The sequence below is a fragment of the Actinomycetota bacterium genome, from assembly GCA_019347675.1.
GTDB lineage: Bacteria > Actinomycetota > Nitriliruptoria > Nitriliruptorales > JAHWKO01 > JAHWKW01.
In genome coordinates this window covers 21,821-46,427 of the sequence record JAHWKW010000010.1, presented here as the reverse complement: position 1 = coordinate 46,427, position 24,607 = coordinate 21,821, and the positions used below count along the sequence as shown (strand labels likewise).

22 protein-coding genes and 1 tRNA gene are annotated in these 24,607 nt (G+C 73.3%); 7 read left to right on the top strand and 16 right to left on the bottom strand.

Going from position 1 to position 24,607, the window contains the following annotated elements; all coding sequences use genetic code 11:
* Position 1: 1 nt before the first annotated feature.
* Positions 2–2,263, top strand: a complete 2,262-nt coding sequence (locus KY462_08210; GenBank protein ID MBW3577705.1) for a DEAD/DEAH box helicase — start codon at positions 2–4, stop codon at positions 2,261–2,263.
* 142 nt (positions 2,264–2,405) lie between these two features.
* On the opposite strand, the gene KY462_08205 is transcribed toward KY462_08210, so the two are convergent.
* From KY462_08205 to KY462_08145, 13 genes are all read right to left on the bottom strand, one after another.
* Entirely contained in the window at positions 2,406–2,741 is a 336-nt protein-coding gene (locus tag KY462_08205; protein ID MBW3577704.1) for a hypothetical protein, read from the bottom strand.
* 29 nt (positions 2,742–2,770) lie between these two features.
* Positions 2,771–4,018, bottom strand: a complete 1,248-nt coding sequence (locus KY462_08200; protein ID MBW3577703.1) for a fibronectin type III domain-containing protein — start codon at positions 4,016–4,018, stop codon at positions 2,771–2,773.
* A 97-nt stretch (positions 4,019–4,115) separates the two neighbouring features.
* A complete protein-coding gene (locus KY462_08195) occupies positions 4,116–4,706 on the bottom strand; it encodes a hypothetical protein (GenBank protein MBW3577702.1) in 591 nt (196 codons plus the stop codon).
* Positions 4,703–6,196: an ATP-binding cassette domain-containing protein gene (locus KY462_08190; protein ID MBW3577701.1), complete on the bottom strand. Its 1,494-nt coding sequence runs from the start codon at positions 6,194–6,196 to the stop codon at positions 4,703–4,705. The genes KY462_08195 and KY462_08190 overlap by 4 nt, the downstream gene beginning before the upstream one ends.
* Positions 6,193–7,071, bottom strand: coding sequence for a hypothetical protein (locus KY462_08185; protein MBW3577700.1), 879 nt, complete (start codon positions 7,069–7,071; stop codon positions 6,193–6,195). Before KY462_08185 ends, KY462_08190 begins: the two co-directional genes overlap by 4 nt.
* Positions 7,068–8,396, bottom strand: a complete 1,329-nt coding sequence (locus KY462_08180; GenBank protein ID MBW3577699.1) for an ABC transporter substrate-binding protein — start codon at positions 8,394–8,396, stop codon at positions 7,068–7,070. Before KY462_08180 ends, KY462_08185 begins: the two co-directional genes overlap by 4 nt.
* Positions 8,397–8,441: 45 nt before the next feature.
* The gene (locus KY462_08175) at positions 8,442–9,212 is read right to left on the bottom strand and encodes a class E sortase (protein ID MBW3577698.1); all 771 of its coding nucleotides are present in this window, start codon (positions 9,210–9,212) and stop codon (positions 8,442–8,444) included.
* 72 nt (positions 9,213–9,284) lie between these two features.
* The gene (locus KY462_08170; protein ID MBW3577697.1) at positions 9,285–9,758 is read right to left on the bottom strand and encodes a hypothetical protein; all 474 of its coding nucleotides are present in this window, start codon (positions 9,756–9,758) and stop codon (positions 9,285–9,287) included.
* A complete protein-coding gene (locus tag KY462_08165; GenBank protein ID MBW3577696.1) occupies positions 9,755–10,087 on the bottom strand; it encodes a hypothetical protein in 333 nt (110 codons plus the stop codon). Before KY462_08165 ends, KY462_08170 begins: the two co-directional genes overlap by 4 nt.
* A gap of 26 nt (positions 10,088–10,113) precedes the next feature.
* A complete protein-coding gene (locus tag KY462_08160) occupies positions 10,114–10,341 on the bottom strand; it encodes a hypothetical protein (GenBank protein MBW3577695.1) in 228 nt (75 codons plus the stop codon).
* Positions 10,342–10,358: 17 nt separating this feature from the next.
* Positions 10,359–11,228, bottom strand: coding sequence for a hypothetical protein (locus KY462_08155; protein ID MBW3577694.1), 870 nt, complete (start codon positions 11,226–11,228; stop codon positions 10,359–10,361).
* A complete protein-coding gene (gene tadA, locus KY462_08150) occupies positions 11,225–12,370 on the bottom strand; it encodes a Flp pilus assembly complex ATPase component TadA (protein ID MBW3577693.1) in 1,146 nt (381 codons plus the stop codon). Before tadA ends, KY462_08155 begins: the two co-directional genes overlap by 4 nt.
* On the bottom strand, positions 12,367–13,209 hold the full coding sequence (locus KY462_08145) for a hypothetical protein (protein MBW3577692.1): 843 nt from the start codon (positions 13,207–13,209) through the stop codon (positions 12,367–12,369). The genes tadA and KY462_08145 overlap by 4 nt, the downstream gene beginning before the upstream one ends.
* Positions 13,210–13,547: 338 nt before the next feature.
* On the opposite strand from KY462_08145, the gene KY462_08140 reads away from it, so the two are divergent.
* Positions 13,548–14,546 carry an HAD-IB family hydrolase gene (locus KY462_08140; GenBank protein MBW3577691.1) on the top strand — a complete coding sequence of 333 codons (999 nt, stop codon included), beginning with the start codon at positions 13,548–13,550 and terminating at the stop codon, positions 14,544–14,546.
* An 11-nt stretch (positions 14,547–14,557) separates the two neighbouring features.
* On the opposite strand, the gene pdxH is transcribed toward KY462_08140, so the two are convergent.
* Together pdxH and KY462_08130 are read right to left on the bottom strand one after the other, a co-directional pair.
* Entirely contained in the window at positions 14,558–15,151 is a 594-nt protein-coding gene (gene pdxH, locus KY462_08135; protein ID MBW3577690.1) for a pyridoxamine 5'-phosphate oxidase, read from the bottom strand.
* Between the two features lie 27 nt (positions 15,152–15,178).
* Entirely contained in the window at positions 15,179–15,529 is a 351-nt protein-coding gene (locus tag KY462_08130; GenBank protein MBW3577689.1) for a nuclear transport factor 2 family protein, read from the bottom strand.
* A 460-nt stretch (positions 15,530–15,989) separates the two neighbouring features.
* Between KY462_08130 and KY462_08125 the strand changes: the two genes are divergently transcribed.
* The 4 genes from KY462_08125 to KY462_08110 all read left to right on the top strand — a co-directional run bounded on the left by KY462_08125 (position 15,990) and on the right by KY462_08110 (position 21,216).
* Positions 15,990–17,384, top strand: a complete 1,395-nt coding sequence (locus KY462_08125) for a M20/M25/M40 family metallo-hydrolase (protein ID MBW3577688.1) — start codon at positions 15,990–15,992, stop codon at positions 17,382–17,384.
* A 97-nt stretch (positions 17,385–17,481) separates the two neighbouring features.
* A tRNA-Sec gene (locus KY462_08120) sits at positions 17,482–17,575 on the top strand.
* A gap of 38 nt (positions 17,576–17,613) precedes the next feature.
* A complete protein-coding gene (locus KY462_08115; GenBank protein ID MBW3577687.1) occupies positions 17,614–18,183 on the top strand; it encodes a nucleoside phosphorylase in 570 nt (189 codons plus the stop codon).
* Positions 18,184–19,080: 897 nt separating this feature from the next.
* Positions 19,081–21,216: a hypothetical protein gene (locus KY462_08110; protein ID MBW3577686.1), complete on the top strand. Its 2,136-nt coding sequence runs from the start codon at positions 19,081–19,083 to the stop codon at positions 21,214–21,216.
* 302 nt (positions 21,217–21,518) lie between these two features.
* Here the strand turns inward: KY462_08110 and KY462_08105 are convergent, their stop codons facing one another.
* A complete protein-coding gene (locus KY462_08105; protein ID MBW3577685.1) occupies positions 21,519–21,851 on the bottom strand; it encodes a hypothetical protein in 333 nt (110 codons plus the stop codon).
* Positions 21,852–22,143: 292 nt separating this feature from the next.
* Between KY462_08105 and KY462_08100 the strand changes: the two genes are divergently transcribed.
* The gene (locus tag KY462_08100; GenBank protein ID MBW3577684.1) at positions 22,144–24,303 is read left to right on the top strand and encodes a zinc carboxypeptidase; all 2,160 of its coding nucleotides are present in this window, start codon (positions 22,144–22,146) and stop codon (positions 24,301–24,303) included.
* Positions 24,304–24,607 lie beyond the last annotated feature (304 nt).

The window sequence follows — 24,607 nt, the reverse complement described above, 5'->3', positions numbered from 1 at the left end:
GCTGGTCGCTGCGGCCCGCAGCGCCAGCCAGGGTGGGTGCCCGCTGGTCCACCGCGAACGGCTCCCGTCCCGCCGCGGGACCACCGTGGAGATCCCGGCAGACCTCGACCCGACACTGCGCAGCCGACTGGAGCTGATGGGCGTCGCCCGCCTGTACCGCCACCAGGCGCAGGCCCGGGAGCTCGTCCGCGCCGATCGCCACGTGATCGTGGCCACCGGCACCGCCAGCGGGAAGACCCTCTGCTACCAGCTGCCGGTCGTCGAGGCGCTGGTCGCCGACCCCACCGCCACGGCCCTGTACCTGGCGCCGACCAAGGCGCTGGCCCGCGACCAGCTCCGCTCGTTGCGGGCGTGGCGGCTGCCGCAGCTGCGTGCCGCCGCGCTCGACGGCGACACGCCCCGCCCGGAGCGCGACGCGATCCGGCGCACGGCGAACTGGATCCTGACCAACCCGGACCTGCTGCACCACGGTGTGCTCCCCGACCACCGCCGTTGGGGTGACGTCCTGCACCGGCTGGCGTACGTGGTGGTCGACGAGTGTCACGTCGCCCGAGGCGTTTTCGGCGCCCACGTCGCGGTGATCCTGCGCCGGCTACGCCGCCTGTGCGATCGGTACGGCGCCGCTCCGACGTTCGTGCTGGCGTCCGCAACGATCGGCAACCCGGCCGAGCACGCCGCCGTGCTGACCGGCCTGGCCGTGGAGGCGGTGGCCGACGACACCTCGCCGCGCGGGGCGATTGACATCGGCTTCTGGCAGCCAGCCATGATCGACGAGGACGCCGGGATCCGGCGGTCGACCGTCGGTGAGGCCGGGGAGGTCCTGGCGTCGCTGGTGGCCGCCGGGGTGCAGACGCTGGTGTTCGTCCGCAGCCGTCGCGCAGCGGAGGTCACCGCCGTGGTGGCCCGTGAACGTCTGGGCGACTCCCCGCTGGCCGACACGGTGGCCGCCTACCGCGCGGGGTACCTGCCGCAGGAACGACGGGAGCTGGAGGACGCCCTGACCGCTGGGGAGCTGCTCGGCGTGGCGGCCACCGAGGCGCTCGAGCTCGGCATCGACGTCGGCGGGCTGGACGCCGTGGTGCTGGCGGGCTACCCGGGGACCGCTGCGGCGTTCTGGCAGCGCCTGGGGCGGGCCGGGCGGTCGGGACGGGAGGCGATCGGGGTGCTGGTCGCCGACGACGACCCCCTCGACCAGTACCTCGTCGCCCACCCCGACCAGCTGCTGGGGCGACCGCCCGAGGACGCGATCGCCGATCCGGCCAACGCGCACGTGCTCGGCCCGCACCTGCGGTGCGCCTGCCAGGAGCACCCGCTCGACGCCGAGGACGCGCGGCGGTGGTTCGGCCCCTCGGCACCGGACCTACTGGGCGCCGACGCGGACGCCGGCGTGCTGCGGGAGCGGGCCGGCCGGTACTTCTGGGTCGGGCGGGGCCGGGCAGCGGCCGAGGTCGATCTGCGGTCGGCGGGCGGCCCGCCGGTGCGGATCGTGGATGCCGCATCCGGCGAGCTGATCGGGGATGTGGACGCCGCACGCGCACCACGTCAGGTGCATCCGGGAGCGATCTACCTGCATCAGGGCCACATCCACGAGGTGACCGACCTGAGCTTGCGTCGCCGGGTCGCCGCGGTGCGACGCGCCCCGCAGGTGCGCCACACCACCCGCCCGCGGTCCACCGCCGACGTGACGGTGATCGACGAGCTCGAGGCCGCCGACCGGGGCGAGGTCGCGGTCCGGCTCGGCCGTGTCCGGGTGACCGAGCAGGTCACCGGGTACGACACGCTCGATCACGCCACCCGCCGCGTGATCGGCCGCCACGACCTTGACCTGCCGCCCACCGAGCTGATCACGGTCGCGGTCTGGTACGCGATCCCCGTGCACCTGCTCACCGCCGCCGGGCTCGCGCCGGCGCAGCTGCCAGGGTCGCTGCACGCCGCGGAGCACGCCGCGATCGGGCTGTTGCCGTTGATCGCGCTGTGTGACCGGTGGGACCTCGGCGGGCTGTCGACAGCCCGTCACCCCGATACCGGCCGTCCCACCGTGTTCGTCTACGACGGCTACGCGGGCGGTGCCGGGCTGGCGGAGCGGTCCTTCCGGCGCCTCGGCGAGCACCTGGCCGCCACGCGCGCCGCGGTCTCGGAGTGCGCCTGCCGGGCGGGCTGCCCGTCGTGCGTGCACTCACCCAAGTGCGGCAACGGCAACGAACCGCTGGACAAGGCCGGGGCGGTCACCGTCCTCGACCTGGTGCTCGCCCACGGGCCGTGACAGCGTGCGGCTGGAGGCCGTGGGGCATCGACGTGGTTCCGGCGCCCCGGACAGCGACGGAGCTTCAGGAGGCGGGTCACGACCGCTTCGCTACTTGAGTGACCTGGGAGCCGGGTCACTACCGCTTCGCTACTTGAGTGACCTAGGGCGAGTCGTCGTCCTCACCACGGGCCACATCGCTCAACGCCGACAGCAGAGGGTCGACGTCGAGCTGGTCGCTCCCCCCGCGCCGTGCCAGTGCGTCGTGCAGATCAGCGAGAGCTGCCTGGACCGCGGACCGCAGATCGCCTGCGGCCGGGTCAGCCGGCGCGTCGGAGTCGGCACCGGCCGCCACCGGCGCGTCGGCACCGGCCGCGGCACGCAGGTCGCGGACGTTGCCCAGCGCTCCGCACACCGAACAGGCGACCCAGTCGCTGCCACGGCGGAACGGGACGTGCTCGCCGTCGATCCGCAACCCCGCCCCGTCGAGGTCGTCCACGAGTGGCTCGCCGCATGCGTCGCAGGTGATCATCCTTGGCGCAGCCAGCGCATGCCGTGTAGTCCCAGGGCGATGCAGAGCAAACCGGCGGCGATGGGGATCGCGACCAGCGGGGTGTTGAGCTGGGCGACGACGAACTCCTGGACGGCGCCGGGAACCCGCCGCGTCGCCGTGCCGTCGCGGACCCTCGGCTCGCCGGTGATCGGATCGATGTCGCCGTAGTCGAGCTCCTCCGAGAACGGCTGGTCCTGCCCGTAGAAGCGCTCGCGGGGGCCGGCGACCTGCGGGTCGGGTAGGGACAGCTCGCCGCCGCCGAGCATCAGGCTGCGGCGGACACCGGGGGGTGGCGCGACCCGCCGTCCGGCACCGGCGGTCCGGGCGCTGGTCTGGGTGGTGGACGCCTCGGAGGGGGCTTGTTGCGGACCGTCGCCGCCGGTGCCCTCACCCTCGGCGGAGGCAGGGTCCCCGGTCGCGGCCCCGCCTCCCGGCTGCACGGTCGTCCCGCCGGTCGCGGTTGTGGACCCGTCGTCGCTCCCGCCGGTCGACCCGCCGGTCGACCCGCCGGTCGACTCGGTCGAGCCGCCGCCGGACCCGGACGTCTCGCTGGGCTGCGTTGGCGCGGGTGGCGGCGAGACCGCGGCGGCCACGGCCGAGCTCGTGACCGTGATGTGGCCTCCCTTGCCGTCGGGGCGGACCGTCACGATCCGGTACTCGTACTTGCCGGGGCTCAGCCTCTCGGCGTACCGGTCCGCTCCCGGACCGATGCTGGCGATCTGCTGCCACGCCCCATCCTTGATGCGGCGCTGAACGCGGTACCCGGAGATGTCCGGTTCGGGGGCGCGGGTCCACGTGACGGTGACATCCTGGCCGGACACGGAGGTCTTGAGGTTGCTCACCCGCGACGGCGCCACCGAGATCCACACGTCGCGGCCGCCGAACTCTTTGCCATCGATGACCGGGTGGAGTTGGTAGGTCCCGTTGGGGAGACCGCCCGGGTTGAGCGTCTTCCCGCCCCAGTCGGACGTCGTCCATGCGGTGCCGCAGTTCCCACAGGTCAGGGACGCGTCCCACACCGCATCGCCGCCGCGGCGCAGCCGGACGTCGACGCGGTTGACGCTGTCGGTGAGTTCGCGGTCGACGCGCACGGACACTGCCGCCGGGCCTTCGATCTTCGCACCCGGCGAGGTGACGCTGGCGGTGACGGTGGCAGCAGCGGTCCCCGCGGTCGCGAGCACCACGATCAGGGCCGTCGCGACGGTGGCGGCCAGTCGTCTCACTTCAGCCGGTCCTCCCGATGTGTTCCGTATCAACGGCGCTGGCCTGCCACGGTGACACGGGCGCGCGCGGCGCGCCCACACTGTTGTCGGCACAAGCCTACGGTTCCTCGACCGTCCGTGTCTGGTCTGCGCCAGCTGACTCGACCCACCGGCGCTCCCCGGGCGTCGCCGGATGGACGACGACCGCCACGCCGGCCTGCCGCCAGCGACGAACGGTACCCGCGGCCCAGTCGCTGGTGGGCAGGTCGAGCCCGGCGCCGGCGCGGTCGAGGACGACCGCCTCGGGGTCGGTCGCCAGGCACCGCAGCCACGCGAGGATCCGGCGCTCGCCGCCGGACAAGACCCCCGCCGGGTCGCTGCCTCGCCCGGCCAGGAGCGGTGCCGAGTCCAGGAGGGCGTCGGCCCTCCGACCGCCCACGACCGCTGCCAGGTGGTCGCGGACGCTGACATCGCCAGCCACGGCCGCGTCGATGACCAGACCCAGGCCGCGGCGGACCCGCACGTGCGTCGGCAGCCGACCCAGGTCGCGGCCTCCCAGGTGGATGCGGTGGTCGCGGCGACCGTCGGTGCCTGCCAGCGCAGCGACCGCCGCCCCGGCCGACGGGCCGTCGAGGACGGCAGCGTCGCCGGCTGCCACCTCCAGGTGGATCGGTCCCGTTGCCAGGGTCAGGGTCGCCGACAGGATCACCGGATCGGGTCCTCGCCGAGATGGACGGTGCGGTCGGCGGCGGCCAGGACCTCCGGGCGGTGTTCGGCGACGACGACCGCCGCCCCGCCGTCGGCGAGCCCACGCAGCAGCGTCGCGACCCGCTGGGAGGGCACGTGGGCGGCGGGCTCGTCGACCAGCGCGAGGCTGGGGCGGGCGGCGGCGAGGCGGACGAGGTCGGCGCCGGCGGGCGTGTCGGCACTGTCGCCGAGGACGGCGCGGGCCCACCGCGCAGCCGCGGCGTCGGCCCCGCCGACGACCGTGAGCGCGTCGTGTTGTGGCAGTCGGGGCGGGTGTTGCCAGGTCCGCGCCACGCCACGGCGGGCACGGCCGGTGACGCTGCGCGCCGGGGCGACCCCGGCCAGGCGGACGCTGCCGTGGTGGGGAAGTTGTCCCCCGATCCGGGCCAGCAGCGTGGACTTGCCGGACCCGTTGCGGCCGGCGAGAGCGACGATCTGCCCCGCCTGAACCTCGAAGGAGACGACCCGACCGCCGGGCACGGGGGCGTCGCAAACGGTGAGCGGCAGCGGCGACGACCGTGGTCGCGGCGGAACGTCCGACGGTCCCTCCGGCACGGGCTCGTCACCGGTGCCGCCGGTCAGCAGCCCACCAGGGCGCCAGGCGAGCAGGGCCATCCCGGCCACGCCCGTGACCAGCAGCGGCGCCTCAGACACGACCGCGACGGTCGGCCACAGCACGGCGGGAGCGAAGACCACCGCCGCACCCACCGTCCCCGCCAGCGGCCGTTCCCCGCCGACGAGCGCCGCGAGAGCCAGCGCGGCGGCGAGCGACAGCCCGTACCCGCCCGGCACCACCGAGCCGGTGGCCGCTGCGCCCGCCGCTCCCCCCACGCCCAGCACGGCCCCGGCTGCTGCACCCGCCACGGCGGCGTCGACGACAGGCCAGCGGCCCAGGGTGGCGGCCACGTGTGGCGCCCGGGCCGCGACCGACCCGGCAGCGCCCACGTGAGACCGCGCGACCCGGGTGACCGCCATCACCGCAGCCACGGCGATGAGCAGCAGCACCACCAGGTCGCCGCGTTCGGACGGTGTCAGCAACGGGACGGCGTGGAATCCGGCGGCGCCACCCCACACAGGGACCGCACCGAGCACCGCAACCACCGCCAGGCCGACCGCCAGGGACGTCAGCGCCGTCAGCGTCCGTCCCACCCGGCCGCCGGTCGCGCCCACGGCCGCCCCGACCGCGGCACCGGCCACCGCCCCCGCGGGCAGACCCAGCGCGGTTGGCAGGCCGGCCAGCGCCGTGGCGACCGTCGCGTACGCACCGGCCGCGGCCGCTCCGGCCGTACCCAGGTCCACAAGGCCGGTGCGCCGCAGGCTCAGCCACGCTCCGCTGGCCAGCACCGCCGCCACCGCCACCCGCAGGCTGGCACTGACCAGCCCCACCGGTGCGGCCACCGCCACAACCACGGCGGCGAGCGCCGCCCCGAGCACGCCAGCACCGATCCTCACCACGGTCGGTCCCCTCGCCGCGTCACCCTCCGGGCCGGTCCGACCAGGACCGCGACGATCACCGCCGCAACCGCGACCGTGCCGCCGGCTGCCGGCCACAACGACTGGCCGGCCGATTCGGCGGCGCCCAGCAGCAGCCCGCCGGCCACGGCTCGGGCCGGCCCGGCGATGCCCAGGACGGCAGCCGCCGCGACGCCCCGCACCGTCAGCCCGCCGGTCTGGGCGGTCCCCACCGCGGTGACCGGCGCGAGCAGCAGCCCGGCGACGACCGCGGCGGCGCCGGTCAACGCCAGCGCGCCGGCGCGGACCCGGCGGGGCGAGATCCCGCCGAGCGCGGCCGCGAGTGGCGCCGCCCCCACCAGCGGCACGCGCCGCCCGAAGCGGGTGCCGCGCAGAACCGCCGCCAGGCCGACGGCGAGCACGAGACCGGCGGCGGCGGGAACGAGCAACGCGCCGGGCCCGGCCGCCGCATCACCGAGCGCGCCGACCAAGGGACGTGGCCGGAAATGGCGGGTGCCCAGCGTGCGGGCCGTGACCGCGTCGAGCACGGCCGCCACGACCGCCAAGGCCACCAGCCAGCGCAGCGCGACATCGTCGCCGCGGGCCTCGTCGCGACGCGACTGCCCCAGAGGACGCAGGACGAGCGGCTCGAGGAGCGCGGAGACCGTCGCGCCGGCCGCCACCGCGATCCCGGCGGCCAGCAGCGGGGCAGCGCCGACCGCGGTGAGGTGGACGTAGATCAGCACGCCGGCCACCAGGACCGCCCCCACGGCCAGGTGCAGGGTCCGGGACGCCAGGGCCACCGCTGCGACGGCCACGCCCACCAGCCCGTAGGCGGCTCCGAGCGCCAGTGCAGCCAGCAGGGCGACGGTCACGGACGTCCGACCGGCCCCGGCGGTGGCAGGGGCGGTTGGTAGGCGGGCGCCGTGGCACGGCGCTCGGCCAGCAGCTCCTCGATCAACCCGGCGGTCGGACCATCGCGCGCCTCGTCCGGGAGGAAACCCAGACGGACCTGCAGCTCGTAGAAGCGTCGCTGCTGGGCAGCGTCGAAACGGGGATCGACGTCGTAGACGACCGCCAGGTGGTGGAACCGGGCGACGTACAGCTGCGACGCGTCCCACGCCTCGCGGCCTCCGCCGATGCGGTAGTCGTGCAGCAGCCCGTCGTGCCGGACCTGTCCAAGAGCGTCGGCGACGGCGGCCGGTTCGCGGCTTCCCGCGTCGCGGACGGCGGCGGCGACCAGGCCGACCGCGTCGTAGGCAGCCATTGCAGCGACCGGGAGGTCGAGCACGAGCGTCTGCAGCTGCGGCAGCGCGCTGATCCCGCGGTCGCGGTGCCAGCGCAGCAACCACTCCTGCAGGCGCGGCCCGAACCAGTCCTCGCGGAAGGGCAGTGGGAGAACCACGCCCTCGCTCGCCTCCCCCGCGAGCGTGCGGTACTCGCCGACGAAGGCACTGATCGGGACCGCCAGCTGGACGTCCCAGCCCTGATCGCGGATCGCCCGAGTCGCCCGGGCAGCTGCGGGCGGCGGTGCCCACAGCAGGACCGCCCTGGCATCCGGGGCGCGACGGCGCAACCTCGCCACGGCGGGTCCCAGGTCCGGGCTGTCCGCAGCGACCTCATCGACCGCCGCCACCCGGGCGCCGACGCCGTCCAGACCTGCGACGACCGCCTCGCGGACCAGGGTGCCCTCCACCGGGTCGGCGATCAGGATCGCGACGTCGTGCACGCGGCGCACGTCGGTCAGCCACCGACCGAGCGCGGCGGTCTGGGCGTGGGCGCTGGGCACCGTGCGGACGACGGTGGTGTCGGCCTGCGCAAGGTCCCCGCCGAACGCGGTGACCAGCAGCGCCGGGACCGAGCGGCGGGCCAGGGGGTTACGCGGGCCGAGGAGGACGCCGGGGACCTCCGGCCCGATCACGGCCGACACCCGCTCGCGCTCGGCGAGGGCGGCCAGCTGCCCGGGGAGGGCGACCAGGTCGCTGTCGTCGACGGTGATCAGCTCGACCGGGGCCCCCAGGAGTCCACCGCTGTCGTTGAGGTCGCCGATCGCCTGTTCCGCGCCGGCGCGGACCTCGTGCCCCAGGTACGCGCGGGGCCCACCCAACGGGGCCACCACACCGATACGGACGTGCTCGGGCGGCCCGCCGGTGCACGCCACCAAAGCCGAAGCGAGCAACAGGACGGCGACCGTGCGCACCCGCCGCAGATTAGGCAGGGTGGGTGACGACCGCTGACGCCTGCGTCAGGCCTTCTGCTTCGATGCGGCGTAGGTTCCGGGCGGGTCGGACGAGACGAGGGTTGCGCGCACCACCAGCCGCTTGGCCGCCGATCCCTTGGGGTGGCAGGTCGTGAGCGTGAGGGTGGGTTCGGCGGTGGGCTCGATCACCGACCAGTCGCTCGGGCCGGTGATGTAGGGGTTGGCGTTCCATCCGGGAGGCGGGGGCGACACCGCGTACGTGAACTCACCGACCGGCGTGAGCAGGAGGATCTTGTCGCCCTCCTTCAGCTTGTCGACGGCGTTGAACGGCTTGCCGTACGTGGTGCGGTGACCGGCGATCGCGACGTTGCCGTCCTGGCCGGGCAGCGGCGTCTTGGGGTAGTGGCCGGCCCCCGCACGCAGCGCCGTCGGCGAGATCCCCTCGACCACGAGCGTCTCCACGCCCAGCGCGGGCATGACGATCTTGGTCAGCGCCCGCCCGTCCTGGACGGTCGCCTGCCACTCGTCGAAGGTCTTGACCTTGACGTTGACGTAGTCGTCCTCGAGACGCTGCTGGATGACCTGGCTGGTGTAGACGTCGGTGAAGAACGGGTACGTGAACATCCCCGCGCCGGAGAGGAACAGCAACGCGATCAGCCCCGACAGGATGCGGCGACCGGCCGGCCGGGTGCGCAGCGAGTCGAGCAGGAACCCCGAGGACGTCGTCTTGGTGGGTTGCTCCTGCACCGGGTCGGGCATCGTGAAGCCGCCCCACCCCGAACCCCACTGCTCGGGCTCGTCGCGTCGCTCATCCATGTCGGTCGCTCCTCACGATCCACCGGCCGGTCGCTTGCCGCGACGCGGGACCCCGGGAGTGTTGCGGGCCGGTCACGGCCGTACCAACGAGCGACCTCGAGAAGGGTTTCGGTCGCGGACCAGCCTAGCCTGAGCGGTCGCCCGGACCTTCCGACCCGCCAGGCGCGTCACGGCCACGGCCCGGACGCGGACCTCGACCGTGACGGTGACCTGGCGGGCGCCGGGCGGGCAGCGGCAGTTTTGCAACACGGCGCCCGCAGCGTGTGTCACAGACCGGGCGGCGTGCTCGGGCGGTCCCGGGGCGCCTCCCCGGGGGTGGCTGGCAGCGACCGCGGCCAGGGCCGCGGCGTCGGCAGCGCCTTGGGCGCGCTGGGCCGCGACGAGGTAGGCGGCGAGATCCACGGCGATGACGAGCGCCACCACGGTGACCGCGATGGCGCTCCACCCGAGCATCGCGGCGCTGCCGTCCTCGCGGCGTGGGTGATCGGGCGCGCCGTCGAGGGTGCGGCGTCGTCGGCGCCCGACCATGCGGCGGTCGCCGATCACGGCAGCGCACCGGGTTCGACCGCCGTGACGCCGACGGCGGTCAGGTCCAGCCGGCCCTGGCCGGCTCGGGAGCGCATCGTCACCCGCACCCGGATGGGTTGGCCGACGCGGCCCCGCGCGGTGACGGTCACAGCGGCGTCGCGCCCGTCGAGGGCGTCGCGCACGGCGGCGACCACGGCCGTGTCGTCGCTCGTGGTGGCTGCCACCCGGGCGCCCCGCTGCGCCGCTGCCTGCACCAGCAGGGCGTCACGGGCGTAGACGGCGGCGTGCAGGACGACCAGGACGAGCAGGGCCAGGGCGGGGACGGTGAGCGCGAGCTCGAGGCTCACCGACCCGCCCTGGCCGGCCGGGCGTATCACGCACCCAGCAGGACGCGGACCTTCTTGGTCACCGCGTCGAACAGCTGCCAGATCGCGCCGTTGCTCGCCCACTTGATGACGAGCGACGCCACGGTGGCCCCGACGATGGCGATCAGGCCGTACTCGGTGACCAGCGAGCCGTCCTCGGCGAGCAACCGGACATCGGTCCGCCCGTGCGTGCCTGGCGAGGCCGGGTGTGTCGCGGTGTGTGCGGTGTGGTGCATGGTTTCTCCTTGTCTTGTCACGTGCCGGCTGCCGCGGCGAGCCCCGCGCCGATCAGCGGGGCGCCGACCAGCAGCAGGCAAGACGGGAGCAGGCACAGGGCGGTGGGGAAGGCCAACAGGGCGGGGAGCCGCTCGGCGCGGGCCAAGGCGCGGGTCAGCTCCTCGGCCCGCAGGTCAGCGGCGGCGCGGCGCAGTGCCGGTCCGGCCGGGGCGCCCCAGCCGGTCGCGGCGGTCAGGGCCCGCGCGATCGGTTCGAGGTCGGTGTCGGGGCGGGCGGGCAACCCGAGCTCCACCGCGAGCGCGAGCTGACGAAGCCCGGCGGACCGCGCGGGGAGCAGCCCAGCGGCTGCGCGCAACGCCGCCGTCGGCGCCAGGCCACCGGTCAGGGCGGTGGCGGTCAGATCGGCCGCCTCATCCGGCGGGGCGGGGTCTTGACGCCACGCGCCGGACGCGTGGCGGGCCAGCGCCCGGACCGTGACGACCCCGATGGCGGCCAGCGTCGCGCCGACGAGCCCCACGATCCGGCCGGCACCGGTGAGGTAGAAGCGCCACAGGGGCTCGCCGAGCAGGTGGCCGGTCCCGGCGATGGCCAGCGGAGGCAGCAGCGCCAGGCCGGCCGCGACCGTGCGTGCCTGGGCCGTGGCGACGGTCACGCTCCGCTCGAGGCGGCGGCGGTCATCCTCGGCCGCGAGTGCCGCATCGAGCGCGGGGACGGCCGGGGCGCCGACCGCGGCGGCAAGCGTGACCGCGCGGACGACGCGGTCGGGCAGGCCCGCCAGCGGGCCCGCGGGAGCGCCGACCGCCAGCCGCGCGCGCAGCTCGTCAAGGCGGCCGGCCTGCGGGGCCGCCTCGACGGTTGTCGGCTGCGTCGGTCGCGTGGCGGTCACGGCATGGTCTCCCGCCGCCACACGGTGCGGGGCCTGGGCCCCCCGTCGTGTGCATCGACCGCGACCAGCTCCGCCAGGCGGCGGGTGCGGTCGGGCGCCCGACCCAGCCACGCGACCAGGTCGATGGCGGTCGCCAGCTGTGCGCGGGCCGCAGCCAGCGGCACGCCCGCCAGCAGAGCCATGCCTTCGAGCCGCACCAGCGCATCAACCGCCCCGTTGGCGTGCACGGTCGTCATGCTCCCGGCGTGGCCGGTGTTCATCGCCTGCAGGACGTCGGCGACCTCGGCACCGCGCACCTCACCGACCACGATCCGGTCGGGCCGCATGCGCAGGGCGTTGCGGACCAGCGTCGCGACGTCGACACCGCCCGCCCCGTCGGGGGTCGGCGGGTGGACCCGCAGCGCGAGCAGGTGCGCAACCGGAGCGGCCAGCTCGGGCGCATCCTCGATCACCACGACGCGGTCGTCGCCGACCTCGCCGAGGAGCCGACTGAGCAGCGTGGTCTTGCCCACGCCGGCTTTACCGCACACGACCAGGTTGCGGTGGTTGGCGACGGCCTCGCGCAGCAGCGCCGCGGCCGGGGCCGGGACCGCCCCGGTCGCGACGAACTCGTCCCAGGCCGGCACGACCGGAGGGACCCGTCGCAGCGTGATGGTGGGATGGGCGGCGAGCGGCGGGAGCAGCGCGTGCAGCCGGACGCCGCCGGGCAGCACCGCGTCGGCCCAGGGGTGGGCACGGTCGAGGCGCACACCGAGCGGGCCCAGGACCCGACCCAGGACGGCGGTGACGTGGGCGTCGTCGGAGAACCCGGTCTCGACCCGCTCGAGGCGGCCGGCCCTGTCGACGTAGACCTCGTCGGGGGCGTTGACCATCACGTCGGTCACGTCGGGATCGCGTAGCAGCGCCTCGAGCGGACCCAACCCGCCGAGCTCGTCGACGAGGTCGCGGACCAGCTGCGCCCAACGCATCGGGGTGACCACGACGCCCTCGGCGGCCAGAGCGCGCGCCACCGCCAGCCTCAGCCGACCGCGGTCGGTGGCGCCGGCGACGGCCTCGGGATCGTCGAGGATCCGGGCGGCCACCGCGGCGCGGAGCGCCGCGTCCACACCGGAGCGGGACACCACCGTCGCGGTCGGGTTCACCGGGCACCGCCCGACAGCACCGGCGCCAGCGCCCGCAGCCACGCCCCCGGCAGCCCCGCCGGGACGCGACCGCCCAGCGCCGCGCGGGCCACCCGCGGATCCCACGCGACCCGCACGACACGACGGCCCGCCGCCGCAGCACGCAGAGCACGCTCGCCGGCGGGGCCGGTGTCGGCCACCACCGCCACGGCGGCGGAGGCACGGGCGAGCGCCGCCAGCCCCGGACGGTCGCGGCGGGCCACCAGCACATCGACGTCCTCGTCCGCGCCGCGGTCGCGAACGACGAGCGCGGCGGGACCCGCGTCCAGGTCGACGCCGGGGGCAGGTGCTGGCAGCCGCAGGGCCTTCAGGCCCGCCACGCCGGGCACCGCGGTCGCGGCCTGCCACACCGGGAGATCCTGGAGGTCTCCGACGCCCGGACTCGGCGGCGGAAGCGGAACGGGGACGGCGCCGTGCGTCAAGACCAGAGCGGGGCGCCCACTCCAGGCCGCCAGAGCCGCCAGCGCCACGGTGACGGTCGTTGTTCCCACACCGCCGCACGCCCCGCCGATGCTGAGGTCGCGGGTGGAGCGGGTGGTGCGATGCCCGGCGAGCGCGGCCGCCACCTCCACGATCCGTTCGCGGTCGTCGGGCCAGGTGACCGCGACGGCGGCGTGGGTCCCGGCCGCCGCAGCGCGGACGGCCGGATCCTCGGCGGCGACCAGCAGGATCCGCGGGGGTCCGTCGGTGGCCACCGACGCGTCGAGGCTGCCGTCCTGCCAGGCGGCGGCGACGTCGGTGAGGACGACCACCGCCGGAGCGAGAGGGCCGCCGGCTGTGTCGACCGGCTGCCACCCCACCACGCTCTCGACCCATCGGCGGATCCCGTCGGCGTGGACGCCGGCGAGCTCCAACCGGACGGGGAGTGGGGCGGACAGAGGTGCACTGGGCAGAGGTGCACTGGGCAAAGGTGCACTGGGCAAAGGTGCGCGGGGCAAAGGGTCGCTCCTCGCGTCCCCCTGCCCGCCGCGGACACTACGCCACCGCACCGACGGTTTGGGCGACCGTCGGCGCGCGACTGTGGACAGCGGCGGGCGCTCGCCGCCGGACCGTCAGCGCCGCCGCACCTTGGAAGGCTGCGACACCGGCAGGGAGCCCGCCGGCCCGCGCCGACCGTGTCGGGGAGTACTCTCGCAGGATGGACCACGACAGCGCCGCTGCTGACGCCGCTGCGGACGCCGCTGGTGGCCGACCACCGACGCAGGATCGGCCCGACGGGTCCGCGGAACCCTCACCGGTGTTGGCGCAGTCACCCGCGAACCGCTCGGAGACCGCCGAGCGACTGGCCCGTGAGACGCCCGACCAGCTCAGCGACGAGGTCGTCGAGGCGATCGCGCGCCGGTCGACGGGAGCGACCCAGGCCGCCTTCTTCGACCTGGACAAGACCATCCTGGCGCGTTCGTCGGCGCTGGCGTTCGGACGCGAGATGTACCGCGACGGGCTGGTGGGCACCACCACCCTGCTGAAGGGCATGTACGCCCAGTTCATGTACACCCTCCAGGGCGCCGACCACGAGAAGATGGAGTCCATGCGCGTCGCGCTCCTGCAGGTCACCAAGGGGTGGGAGGCCGAGCGGGTCGCGCGGATCGTGCGTGAGACGCTGGAGGAGGTGATCGTCCCCGTCGTCTACGGCGAGGCGCTCCAGCTGATCGACGAGCACGGCGCGGCCGCACGCGACCTGTGGCTGGTGTCGTCGTCCGGTGAGGAGGTCGTGCGCCCGATCGCCGACCACCTCGGCATCCCCGAGATCATCGCGACCCGATCCCGCGTCGACGAACAGGGCCGCTTCGACGGGACACTGCAGTTCTACGCCTACGGGCAGCACAAGGCGACGGCGCTGCGCCAGATCGCGGAGGCGCGCGGCTACGACCTGGACCGCTGCCACGCCTACAGCGACTCGATCACGGATCTGGCGATGCTGTCCGCCGTCGGCAACCCGGTCGCGGTCAACCCGGACCGGGAACTACGCGCCGCGGCCCGGGCGATGGGCTGGCCGATCCGTGACTTCCACTCGCCCGTGACGCTGCGCAGCCACCTGCCGGATCCGCCGTCGACGTCGACCGTGCTCGTGGGCATCGGCGTGGCCGCCGCCGCCGGCGCAACCGCCTGGTACCTGGCCCACCGCGAGACGACCTGACGTCGCCGGGTTCACGGCGCCAGGCGCTGCAGCCGCCAACCGCCGACGGCCTGCTCGTAACGGAACCGGTCGTGCAGGCGGTTGGGTCCGCGTTGCCAGAACTCGTACGCGTCGGCGGTGATGCGGACCCCTCCCCAGCGCTGCGGCCGGGGCGGGTCGTCGCCGTACTTGGCACGCAGCCGGGCGACGGCGTCCTCGAGTTCGGTCCGGTCGGTCACCGGCTGGCTCTGGTGCGAAGCCAGCGCGCTGTAGCGGCTCTCGAGCGGGCGGCCGCGCCAGTAGGCGTCGGACTCCTCGTCGGACACCGGCGCGGCGATCCCCTCCACACGGACCTGACGTTCGTCCCAGTGGAACGCCAACGCGGCACGCGGGTTGATCTGCAGCTCTCGGCCCTTGCGGCTGCTGCGGTCGGTGTAGAAGACGAACCCGCGCTGGCCGTACCCGCGCAGCAACGCCATCCTCACCGAAGGACGCCCGTCTGGCGTGGCGGTGGCGACCGCGACCTCCTCGGGATGTGCGACGGACGCGGTGGCGTACCAGGCGGCGAACTGGCGCACCGGATCGGGGTGGAGGTCGCCCTGCTCCAGCGCCACGGTGTCTAGCAGCGACCGGTGGGCGCCACGGCCGGTGTCCTAGGTGTAATCGCGGTGGTAGGTGATCCGGCCGTCGTCGTCGACGTCGATGAACGACGCACGAGGAAGGTCATTCCAGCGCCGACCCGCAGCGGTGTAGGAGATGCTCCACTCGGCGGCGACCCGGGCCTCCGCCTCGTCCTCGAGGACGCGCTTCGTCTTGATCTCGAGCTGCGACTTACTTCCCAGGAAGTCCTTGAGGTACGACACCGTCAACAGGTTGCCGTGGTGGGGCGGGTTGTAGGGCTCGGAGTACACCGAGTCGGGGCCGTACATGTCGCTGATCGCGTCGAAGTCCTGGGCCTGCCACGCCTTCATCAGCTGGTTCCAACGGTCCAACGCGAGACCCATGCTGCCTCCGCTGCGCGACGCCCACTCGCTGGCGACGGTGTGACGCAGAGACTAGCGGCCAGTGTCCGCAGCCGCCCCTAGGACGGTGACGGTCTCGCCGCTGCCAGGGCTGGGCCACCGGTGGGGTACGTGACGGGGCGGGACACCGGACCTCCAGCGAACGCCCGTTGACGCTGCGTCTTTCGAGCGTGTGCGGACCGTCGCCGTTCGTCCCCGAGCAGGCAGCCAGGACCTCCCAGCTTTCCCCAACTTCCACAGGGCCCTGGGGACAAACCGTGCACAATGCTCGCGAACCCGGTGGTCGACTGTGGACAACCGCAGGCCGCCACACGACCTGGCCGGCGGCTCGCCCGCCTCGTGGCGGCGCCATGGGGAGCCGTCCACCTCCGGCACACTGTCGGGACGGCCCACGGCAGGAGCGAACGTGACCGACCGGACCTGGCCCCACCTCCTCGACGACGTGGCCCGGGCGGTGCTGACGCGCGAGGACCAGACGCGGGAGGCGCTGTGTGACCTCGTCCGGATCCCGTCCATCTCCGCCGAAGGCCACGACCCCGAACCGGTCCGTCGGTCGGCGCAGGCCACCGCTCAGCTGCTGCGCGGTGCGGGCCTGGACGGCGTGCGCCTGCTCGAGGTGGAAGACACCCACCCGTCCGTGTACGGCGGGTGGCTGGGCGCCGGCCACCACGCCCCGACCGTGCTGCTGTACGCCCACCATGACGTGCAGCCGGTCGCCACTGGAGATCGCTGGCACTCGCCGCCGTTCGAACCAACCGTCCGCGACGGACGGTTGTACGGCCGGGGCGCCGCCGACGACAAGGCCGGGATCATGGTTCACGTCGCCGCGGTGCGGTCCTGGCTGGAGGTCCGCGGTGGGCTCCCGGTCAACGTCAAGGTGATCGTGGAGGGTGAGGAGGAGATCGGTTCACCGCACCTGGCGCAGTTCCTCGATCGACATGCGGACACGCTCCGCGCCGACGTGATCGTCCTGGCGGATCTCGTCAACTGGCAGGTCGGCGTCCCCGGCCTGACCTACAGCCTGCGTGGCCTCGGCGAGGTCTACGTCACCGTCAGAGGGCTGGAACAGCCGATCCACTCGGGGATGTGGGGAGGACCGGTCCCCGACGCTGTCAGCGGGTTGCTCAAGGCTCTGGCGTCGCTCACCGACGACCGCGGTCGACCGGCGGTCGCCGGCCTGCACGACGACGTGCGTCGGCCCACCGCCGAGGAGCGCGCACGCTTCGCCGCGCTCGACGCCGATCCCGACCAGCTGCGGCACGAGGCTCGCCTGCTGCCGGGCGTGACGTTGATCGGCGAGCCGGACGTGCCGCTGCTGGAGCGGATCTGGATGCAGCCGACGATCACCGTGATCGGGATCGACGTCCCCAGCGTCCAGCAGGCCTCGAACACGCTGGCGGCAGAGGCACGCGCCAAGGTCTCGATCCGGCTGGCGCCGGGCCAGGACCCTGCGCGAGCGGTCCGCCTGGTCGAACAGCACCTGCGTGACCACGTCCCATGGGGGCTGCAGGTCGAGACGCGCCCGGGTCACGGCGGCGAGCCCTGGATGACCGACCCGAGCGGGCCAGCGTTCCAGGCGGCGCAGGCGGCGCTGCGGGCAGGGTTCGGGACCGAGCCGGCGTTGCTGGGCTGCGGGGGGACGATCCCGTTCGTTGTGCCGTTCAGCGACGCGTTCGACGGGGCGCCGTGCCTGCTGACAGGGGTGGAGGACCCGGCCAGCAACGCCCACGGGGAGGACGAGTCCCTGCACCTGGGAGACTTCACCCAGGCGTGCCTGGCGGAAGCGTTCCTGTTCCATGAGCTCGCCGAACGCGCCGACGACCTCGTCCGCAGGTGACGCGACACGGCCGTCGCTGGCGGACGGCTCGCCACGTGGCGTCGGCGCGAGGGTCGACCGTCCTGCCGGTACGCTAGGCCGGTGCCCACCGGCACGGGGAGGCGTCTGGGTTCCTGGTGGGCCCCGCGGTCTTCAAAACCGTTGAGGGGGTGCTGAGCCCCCTGGCGGGTTCGATTCCCGTCCGCCTCCGCTGAGTGTGACCTGCTCGCGACAGCTGTTCGGGGAAGGGATGTCGGTCCTCTTCGTCAGCGCCCTTCCCGAGGAGCTCGCAGCGATCGGGGGCCGTGCACGCGTCCTGCACGTGGGCGTGGGGAAGCTGCAGGCTGCCGTGACGCTCGCTCACCACCTCGCCACGACCCGCGAACCGGTCAGCCTCGTGGTGAACGCGGGCACTGCGGGGACGTTGCGCGAACACCGCGTGGGTGACCTGGTCGAGGTCGCCACCGTCGTTCAGCACGACTTCGACCACGAGGCCCTGTCCGCCCTGGTCGGTCGGCCTCTGCCGGGTGGCCCGATCGAACTCTCTGGTGCTCCCGGAGCGGACGCCTGGCTGGCCACCGGCGACCGGTTCATCACCGACCCTGTGGAGCGCGCACGCTTGGCCAGACGCGCCGATCTCGTCGACATGGAGGGTTACGCCGTCGCCGCAACGTGCATACGCTTCGGCGTTCCCGCACGGATCGTGAAGTGCGTCTCGGACACCGCGGATCTCGACGCGGACATCAGTTGGCGCGAGGCCCTCGACGTCGCGTCTCACAAGCTCGCACAGTGGGCGGCGCAGCGCGGCTTCCTCGCCTGAGCGCTGTTCGGGCCCGCGGTGCTCGATCGACGGCCGGCGGCTGGACGGGGCGGCGCTGATCCGGTGAGCGGACGGACGCGCGGTTGGTGCCTGCGACCGCGACGAGCCGCGCTACTCCACCCCCGAGTTGAGTTGCTGGCGTTCGAGCGTGAGGTCATCGATGCGGCGTGGCCCGCCGCGACGGCGGCCTGGCCGTGGCCCGACCGTCGGCGGTGGCGGCCACGCTCGCGCAGCGGCCGGCGCTGACCGCGACGGGCTCCTGGCCGGCCCGCAGGGCGGCGACGTCACCCACGGGTATGCGATCACCGGCCACAAAGCCCAAGGCATGTGCACCTGCACGAGCCCTCAGTCCATGCCGAACGTGTTGTGTCGGCGTTGCCATCGATCGTCGAGTGCGGGTTCGGGTGGTGGGACTCTTCGTGCAGTCGTTGTCGGCAACGCCGCTTCTTCGGCTCGGTTGCGCGACGTGGGTGTCGGCAAGGTGGTCCAGGGTCACCGGTCGGGCGGTGGTGCTAGCCCCCCGCCCGTACACGTGCCTGCTGCATCGACGGAGCGTGGCCGCGCACCCCATGATCCCAGCCTGGGCGGTACAGACGAAATGCCCGGGACGACCTGGCGCAGCAGGCGCGGGCAACCAGACCTTGGAGGAGCATCATGTTCTCACGTATCCGCCTTCGCGGGTTGTGCAGCGGCGGGGCGCGGGCCAGGGGACGCGCCGATGGATGGAGCGATCTGCGGCCGGCGATGGTCCTCGTCGGGTGGGCGGCCGCTGCGGTCCTCACGGTCTTGTTGTTGCCCATGGGCACGGCGTCAGCGCAAACGGCACCGGCGCCCACGTACCAGGTCACGACTCGCTATGGCGGCTCTGGGCCCTGCACCGTCACGCGCACGACAACGGTGCCTGCTGGCGTCCCCGTCCCGGTCGACGCCGGCGGCACCCCGGCCCCTGAGCTGCTCGTCCATCTCAGCGCGGTGCCACCGCCCGTCGGGAGCGGCGTGGTGACACTCGATATCACGCGGCTGACCCTGGAGCCCCTTCGCCTGGCCGTCACCGTCTCGGCCAGCGGGGTGGACTTCGGCTACGACGGGTGCGCCCCGGACTCGACGGCCCCCCAGTCGTTCAAGGCCACCGCGAGCGCCTCGGACACGAACGTGTCGCTGAAGGTGGAGACCGCCGGAGCCGGCTCGAGCCTCGTGTACGTGGGACGGGCCGGGTCGAAGGACCTGCGGGCCTCGGTGACGCCCGTCCCCGCAACCGTCACCGTGAACGCCTCTACCACCCAGACGGGCGTCACCGCCACGTTGGCCACCGCCGTACCGACCAAGCTGGGCTTGCGCTACACCGACGGGGCGTCGCAGGCAGACATCACCCTCGACCGGTTCCCCGGGGCGGCCACCATCGAGGCGAGTGCCTCCCGCCTGAACTACACGGCCTCGGCACCTGTTCAGAAGGCGCGCGTCGATCTCGCCCGAGACCGCGACAGGCTCGTTGTGAACCTGACCGGTCTGCCTACCCGCGTGACGCTGCGGAGGACGGGGCCCACCGGCGCAATGCTCGATGCAGGCCGCATCGGCGAGGTCGACGCCGTGTTCACGGCGGGAGGGCCGATCGCGGCCCCGCCGTCCGTGCTCACGGCCGACCACCTCGCCGTCCGCAAGGAAGGCGCCAAGACAGCGGCACGGGTCCGCCTGCGCGGTGTGACCAAGGCCGACGTCGGCTGGGGTGACCCCGTCCGCGTCAGCGTGACGCGCGACCCGGGGACGTTCGTGGTGGCTGGGATCGTCGACGGGCTCACCATCGACGCCACCGTCGCCGACCTCCCGGCCACGGCCAACCTCAGCTTCTCGCCCACCGGACGCTCGGTGGCGTACTCGGGCTCCGCCCCGATCGCGGAGCTTCGGGCGTCGCTGCATCGGGCGGCGCCGCTGTTCGAGCGGGTCACGGCGGCCAAGCTGCTCGTCCGCCAGCTCCCGACGTCGGTCAACCTCACGCTCGGTCCCTCGGGCAGCTCGCTTGTTCTCGACGCCAACGGCGCCACGATCGGCCTCGTCGAGGCGCTGTTCACCAGCGGGCCCGACGAGCGTCTGGCATCCTCGACCGACGGCGTCCTCGTCCGCGACCTCGCCGACCGGTACGTGGTGTTCGCCCGGGTCACCGGCCTGAAGCGCTTCGCCTACAGCGACACGCGCACGACCGTCGGTCGCACCACCATCCCGTTGTTGGGGTCGTTCCTGGTGATCGATCACGTGAAGGAGGCGACGCTCCGCACGACCGGAGGCCGGCCACTGCGGGTGGACGTCGTGAAGACCGCACCCAACGAGCCTGACGGCTCGGAGTTCGCCCTCCTCACCATGTCGTCGATGCCGTCGGAGGTGACGCCCCGCTCGACGCGGCGAATCTACAAGCACGAGGACACCGGCGCGGAGTGGGACAGCGGGATCAACCGGCTGGGCTACAAGGCCTCGAGCACCGCCGGCCAGCTCAAGTTCGACACGGACAGCGGCAGCCGCCATCTCCTCACGCTCAGCCTGACCCCCGTGCCCCGCACGCTCGACGTCTGCACCGACTCGGCGGGCAACGCCTGCGAGCGAAGGCTGTCACCGGCGGACAAGGGGACGACGTCGCTGGTGGCGAGCGAGACGACGCGGCTCCAGGTGCACGACTGCGACCGGCTGGTGAACGGTTCCTGCTGGGTGGACTTCAGCTCCGTCGACCTGACGTTCCGGAAGTTCGTCGTGGGTGTCGACCAGCGCGACGACGGGTTCCGCATGTTCCTCGACACCGACGGCAACGCCACGCACGGGCGCATCCGCAAGCTGGTGGGCGGCACCGTCGAGTACGACCTCCGCTTCCCGAACGTGAGCCCGGCGATGTGGGCACAGGACCGGGACTCGATCGTGTCGTGTGGCGCTATCTACTGCTCAGGGACGAACACGGGCAGCATGCACTGCCCACCCGGGACGGCCTTCGACATCAACACGCACCATTGGCGGTGGGGCATCGCCAATTTCGCCGAGGAGATCTGCCCCTAGCCGCCGTCGGGCGGCCCTCTGGCGGCGCTGCTGGAGGCCGGATTGGCGTCACTCCGCACTTGTGCTCGCGGCCGCGCGCCGCCGCCGGGACGCCAGTAAGCCACCCATTGGCAGGAGGACGAGGATCGCGAGTGCGAGCGCAACTCCGACGGGCCCGTCGAGGACGCTTGGCCCCACGCCCCCCGTCCGGTCTCGACAGGTTCTCGCGTGTCCTGGGGAGCCAGCCGATCCACGAAGGGCTCCGACGCTCGCGCCACCAGGCAGGTGTTGGTCCGGAACCCGCCGTGGTCCGTGGCGATCACCTAGCGCGTCCCCGGCACGCGTTGGGCATCGACGGACGTGCGCTTCCGCACGACCAGGCGCAGCGGCCACCATGCGGCGTCGCCGGATGCCGTCTGGACGGACACCGACGGTGCCGGATCGGGACCGCGCCAGACCTCGTCCACGTCCAGGCGAGCGAAGCGCGGGCCCTGCTCGACAGCGGTGGCCACGAACACGGTTTCCATGTCGGCGATCAGGTCTGCGGGTTCGCCTGCGCAGTCTGCGAAAGCCGGAGCCGGGGCCACGACCACCAGGAGGGCCGCACCGATCAGCGTCATCACCGCGGCCAAAACGGCTCTACGCACTTGGACCATGACCCGCTTTCCATCGGCGCCGCGCCGGCGCCAGTCGACCACGGACCTGGTGTTCGACGGCACCCGTCGGCGTTCGGTTCCACGGGCCGAGTAGGATCGCGTCAGGTTCACCTGACGTTTCACGCTGGTGGCGAGTTCGTCCTGGGCCATCAAAGCCACGCCACGTCACCGCGTTGACTGGGCGAGGGCAAATCTGCCGATAGGCAGGACTCGGCGCGGTGCACATCGAAGATCAGGAGGCAGCAGATCCTCGCTGGCGTGGCGTGCCCGACACGAGCGACAAGGAAGACCTGTGCGGACATCGCTCGACTGGCGCTTCCGTGCGCTGGCTCTCGTTGCGCTCGCCGCGTCGACGTTCGGCTTCGCGCCGACGTCCACCGAGAAGACGCCGGCGGACGCCTTCGCGCCGCAGTTGATCACCGTCCACACGCCGACCCGTGCCGACAAGGGCCGGCTGACGCAACTCGGTCTGGACCTCACCGAGCACGCCGGCCACGACTACGTCGAGGCGGTGCTGCACACTGCAGCGGACGCCCAGGTCCTGGCAGCGGCGGGCTTCGCCTGGGACGTGCGCATCACCGACCTGGTCAGGCGCGAGGCGGAGATCGTGGCCGCCAACTCCGCGTACGCCGCACAGACCGAGCGTTCGGAGCTGCCGTCCGGGCGCACGACGTACCGCAGGCTCGAAGACTACGAGTCCGAGCTGCAGCAGCTCGCGGCCGAGTACCCGCAGCTGGCCAAGCACGACACGTTGGACCGGCGGAGCCTGGAGGGCCGTGACATCGACGTGCTCGAGATCGGCTCGGACGTCCACGAGGAGGAGAGCGGCCGTCCGGTGTTCGCGATGTTCGGGCTGCACCACGCCCGCGAGTGGCCGTCGGGCGAGCACACCATCGAGTTCGCCTACGACCTGCTCCAGAATTACGGCACCGACGAGCGCATCACGGAGATCCTCGACTCGGCGCGGGTGATCGTCGTGCCCGTCGTCAACCCTGACGGGTTCCGCCAGTCGGTCGAGCAGGGGCTGGTCGTGGACCTGCGCGAGGTCGACGAGGGCGGCCTGGTTTCGATCCTGGCCACGCCGGGCAACGCCTACAAGCGCAAGAACTGCCGTGTCGCGGACGGGGTCGAGCCCACACCGCCGGGTGCGTGCGACGCGTCGGCGAGCCCGGGCGGGTTCGGCACTGGCGTGGACCTCAACCGCAACTACGGCGGCCTGTGGGGCGGGCCGGGTGCGTCGGACGTGTTGGCTCACCCCGCCTACCGGGGCGCCGGTCCGTTCTCGGAGCCGGAGACGCAGGCGGTGCGTGAGCTGCTGAGCGAGCGCCACGTCACGACGCTGGTGACCAACCACACGTACTCGGACCTGATCCTGCGACCAAACGGCGTCGCGCCGGACACGGTCGGTCCCGACGGCTATCCCGTCGGTTACGCACCTGACGAGGACGCGCTGCGTGAGCTCGGCGCCCGCATGGCCGCGCACAACGGCTACGCGAACATCCACGGGTGGGAGCTGTACGACACGACCGGCACGACCGAGGACTGGTCGTACAACACCACGGGCGGGTACGGCTACACGTTCGAGATCGGTCCCGACGAGTTCCACCCGCCCTTCGAGTACGTCGTCAGCGAGTACACCGGCACGGGGGTGAAGTTCGAGGGCGAGGACAACCCGTACGCCGAATACGAGGACAAGGGCGGCAACCGCGAGGCGTACCTCGTCGCGCTGGACAACACCATCGACACCGCCCACCACTCGGTGCTCGCCGGTACGGCGCCCGCCGGCGCGACCTTGCGGCTGCAGCGCACCTCCGCCACCCCCACCTGGACAGGGGCGATCATGGACACCATCGACACGTCGATGGTCGTCGGCTCGAGCGGACGGTTCGAGTGGCACGTGAACCCCTCGACGCGCCCGATCGTGCAGGCACGCCAGTACCGGGTGACCTCCGAGGAACCGACCTCCACGGAGTCGTCCACGGCGACGTCCCCCCCACCAGGCGGTGGCCGCGACGACGACATCCACCACAACGACTACGACTACATCCTGGACCAGGACGTGGACCTGCTCGAGGTGAAGCTCGACTGGCCGACGCCGGACGACATGGACCTGTACGTCTTCCGCGGCACCACCGATGGCCTTGAGCAGGTCGGCAGCAGCACGAGCTTCTTGGACAAGGAGCGAGTGCTGGTCTCCGACGCGGAGGGCGGGGACTACGTCATCCGTGTCGTGAACTACGCGTCGGTCAGCCCCAGCTACACCGTGACCGTCTCCCACTTCGAGACCCACACCAAGAGCACGCCCAGCCTGATCGAGGCGTACACCCTCTCGTGTGAGATCGATGGCGAGGTCGTGCACCGCACCACGGTCGTCATCGACCGCAGCGAGCAGGCCAAGGTCGATCCCTGCGGGAAGACGGGCAACGGCAAACACCGAGGCAACAGGAGGTAGCTGCGGGTCCCGACCGTCAGGGAGACGCCAGGTCCGTCAGCGGTGGCGCACCACAGGGTGCGGCGCCGTGGAGGAGGATGTCGCGCAGCCGGCGTCCCGCGGCCGCCACCGCCTGCGCTGGCCACGCCATCCGCTCCGACGTACCTGGACCGGCGTGGTGCTCACAAGCTTCAGCGCCGTCTGGGTGCGGATCGCCGAGATCGAACCGGCGAGATCGCCTTTTCAGCCGCCATGTCGCGATGGCGGCCAACGAGCGCTGCGAACCCTGCACCGTCACGCCTCTGCTACCACCTGCCCAGGTGGA

Excerpts from the sequence above, each read along its gene's own strand:
- KY462_08175 (MBW3577698.1), bottom strand. The coding sequence starts at position 9,212 with ATGGATGAGCGACGCGACGAGCCCGAGCAGTGGGGTTCGGGGTGGGGC.
- KY462_08160 (MBW3577695.1), bottom strand. The coding sequence starts at position 10,341 with ATGCACCACACCGCACACACCGCGACACACCCGGCCTCGCCAGGCACG.
- KY462_08140 (MBW3577691.1), top strand. The coding sequence starts at position 13,548 with ATGGACCACGACAGCGCCGCTGCTGACGCCGCTGCGGACGCCGCTGGT.
- KY462_08130 (MBW3577689.1), bottom strand. The coding sequence starts at position 15,529 with ATGGGTCTCGCGTTGGACCGTTGGAACCAGCTGATGAAGGCGTGGCAG.
- KY462_08115 (MBW3577687.1), top strand. The coding sequence starts at position 17,614 with ATGTCGGTCCTCTTCGTCAGCGCCCTTCCCGAGGAGCTCGCAGCGATC.
- KY462_08105 (MBW3577685.1), bottom strand. The coding sequence starts at position 21,851 with ATGGTCCAAGTGCGTAGAGCCGTTTTGGCCGCGGTGATGACGCTGATC.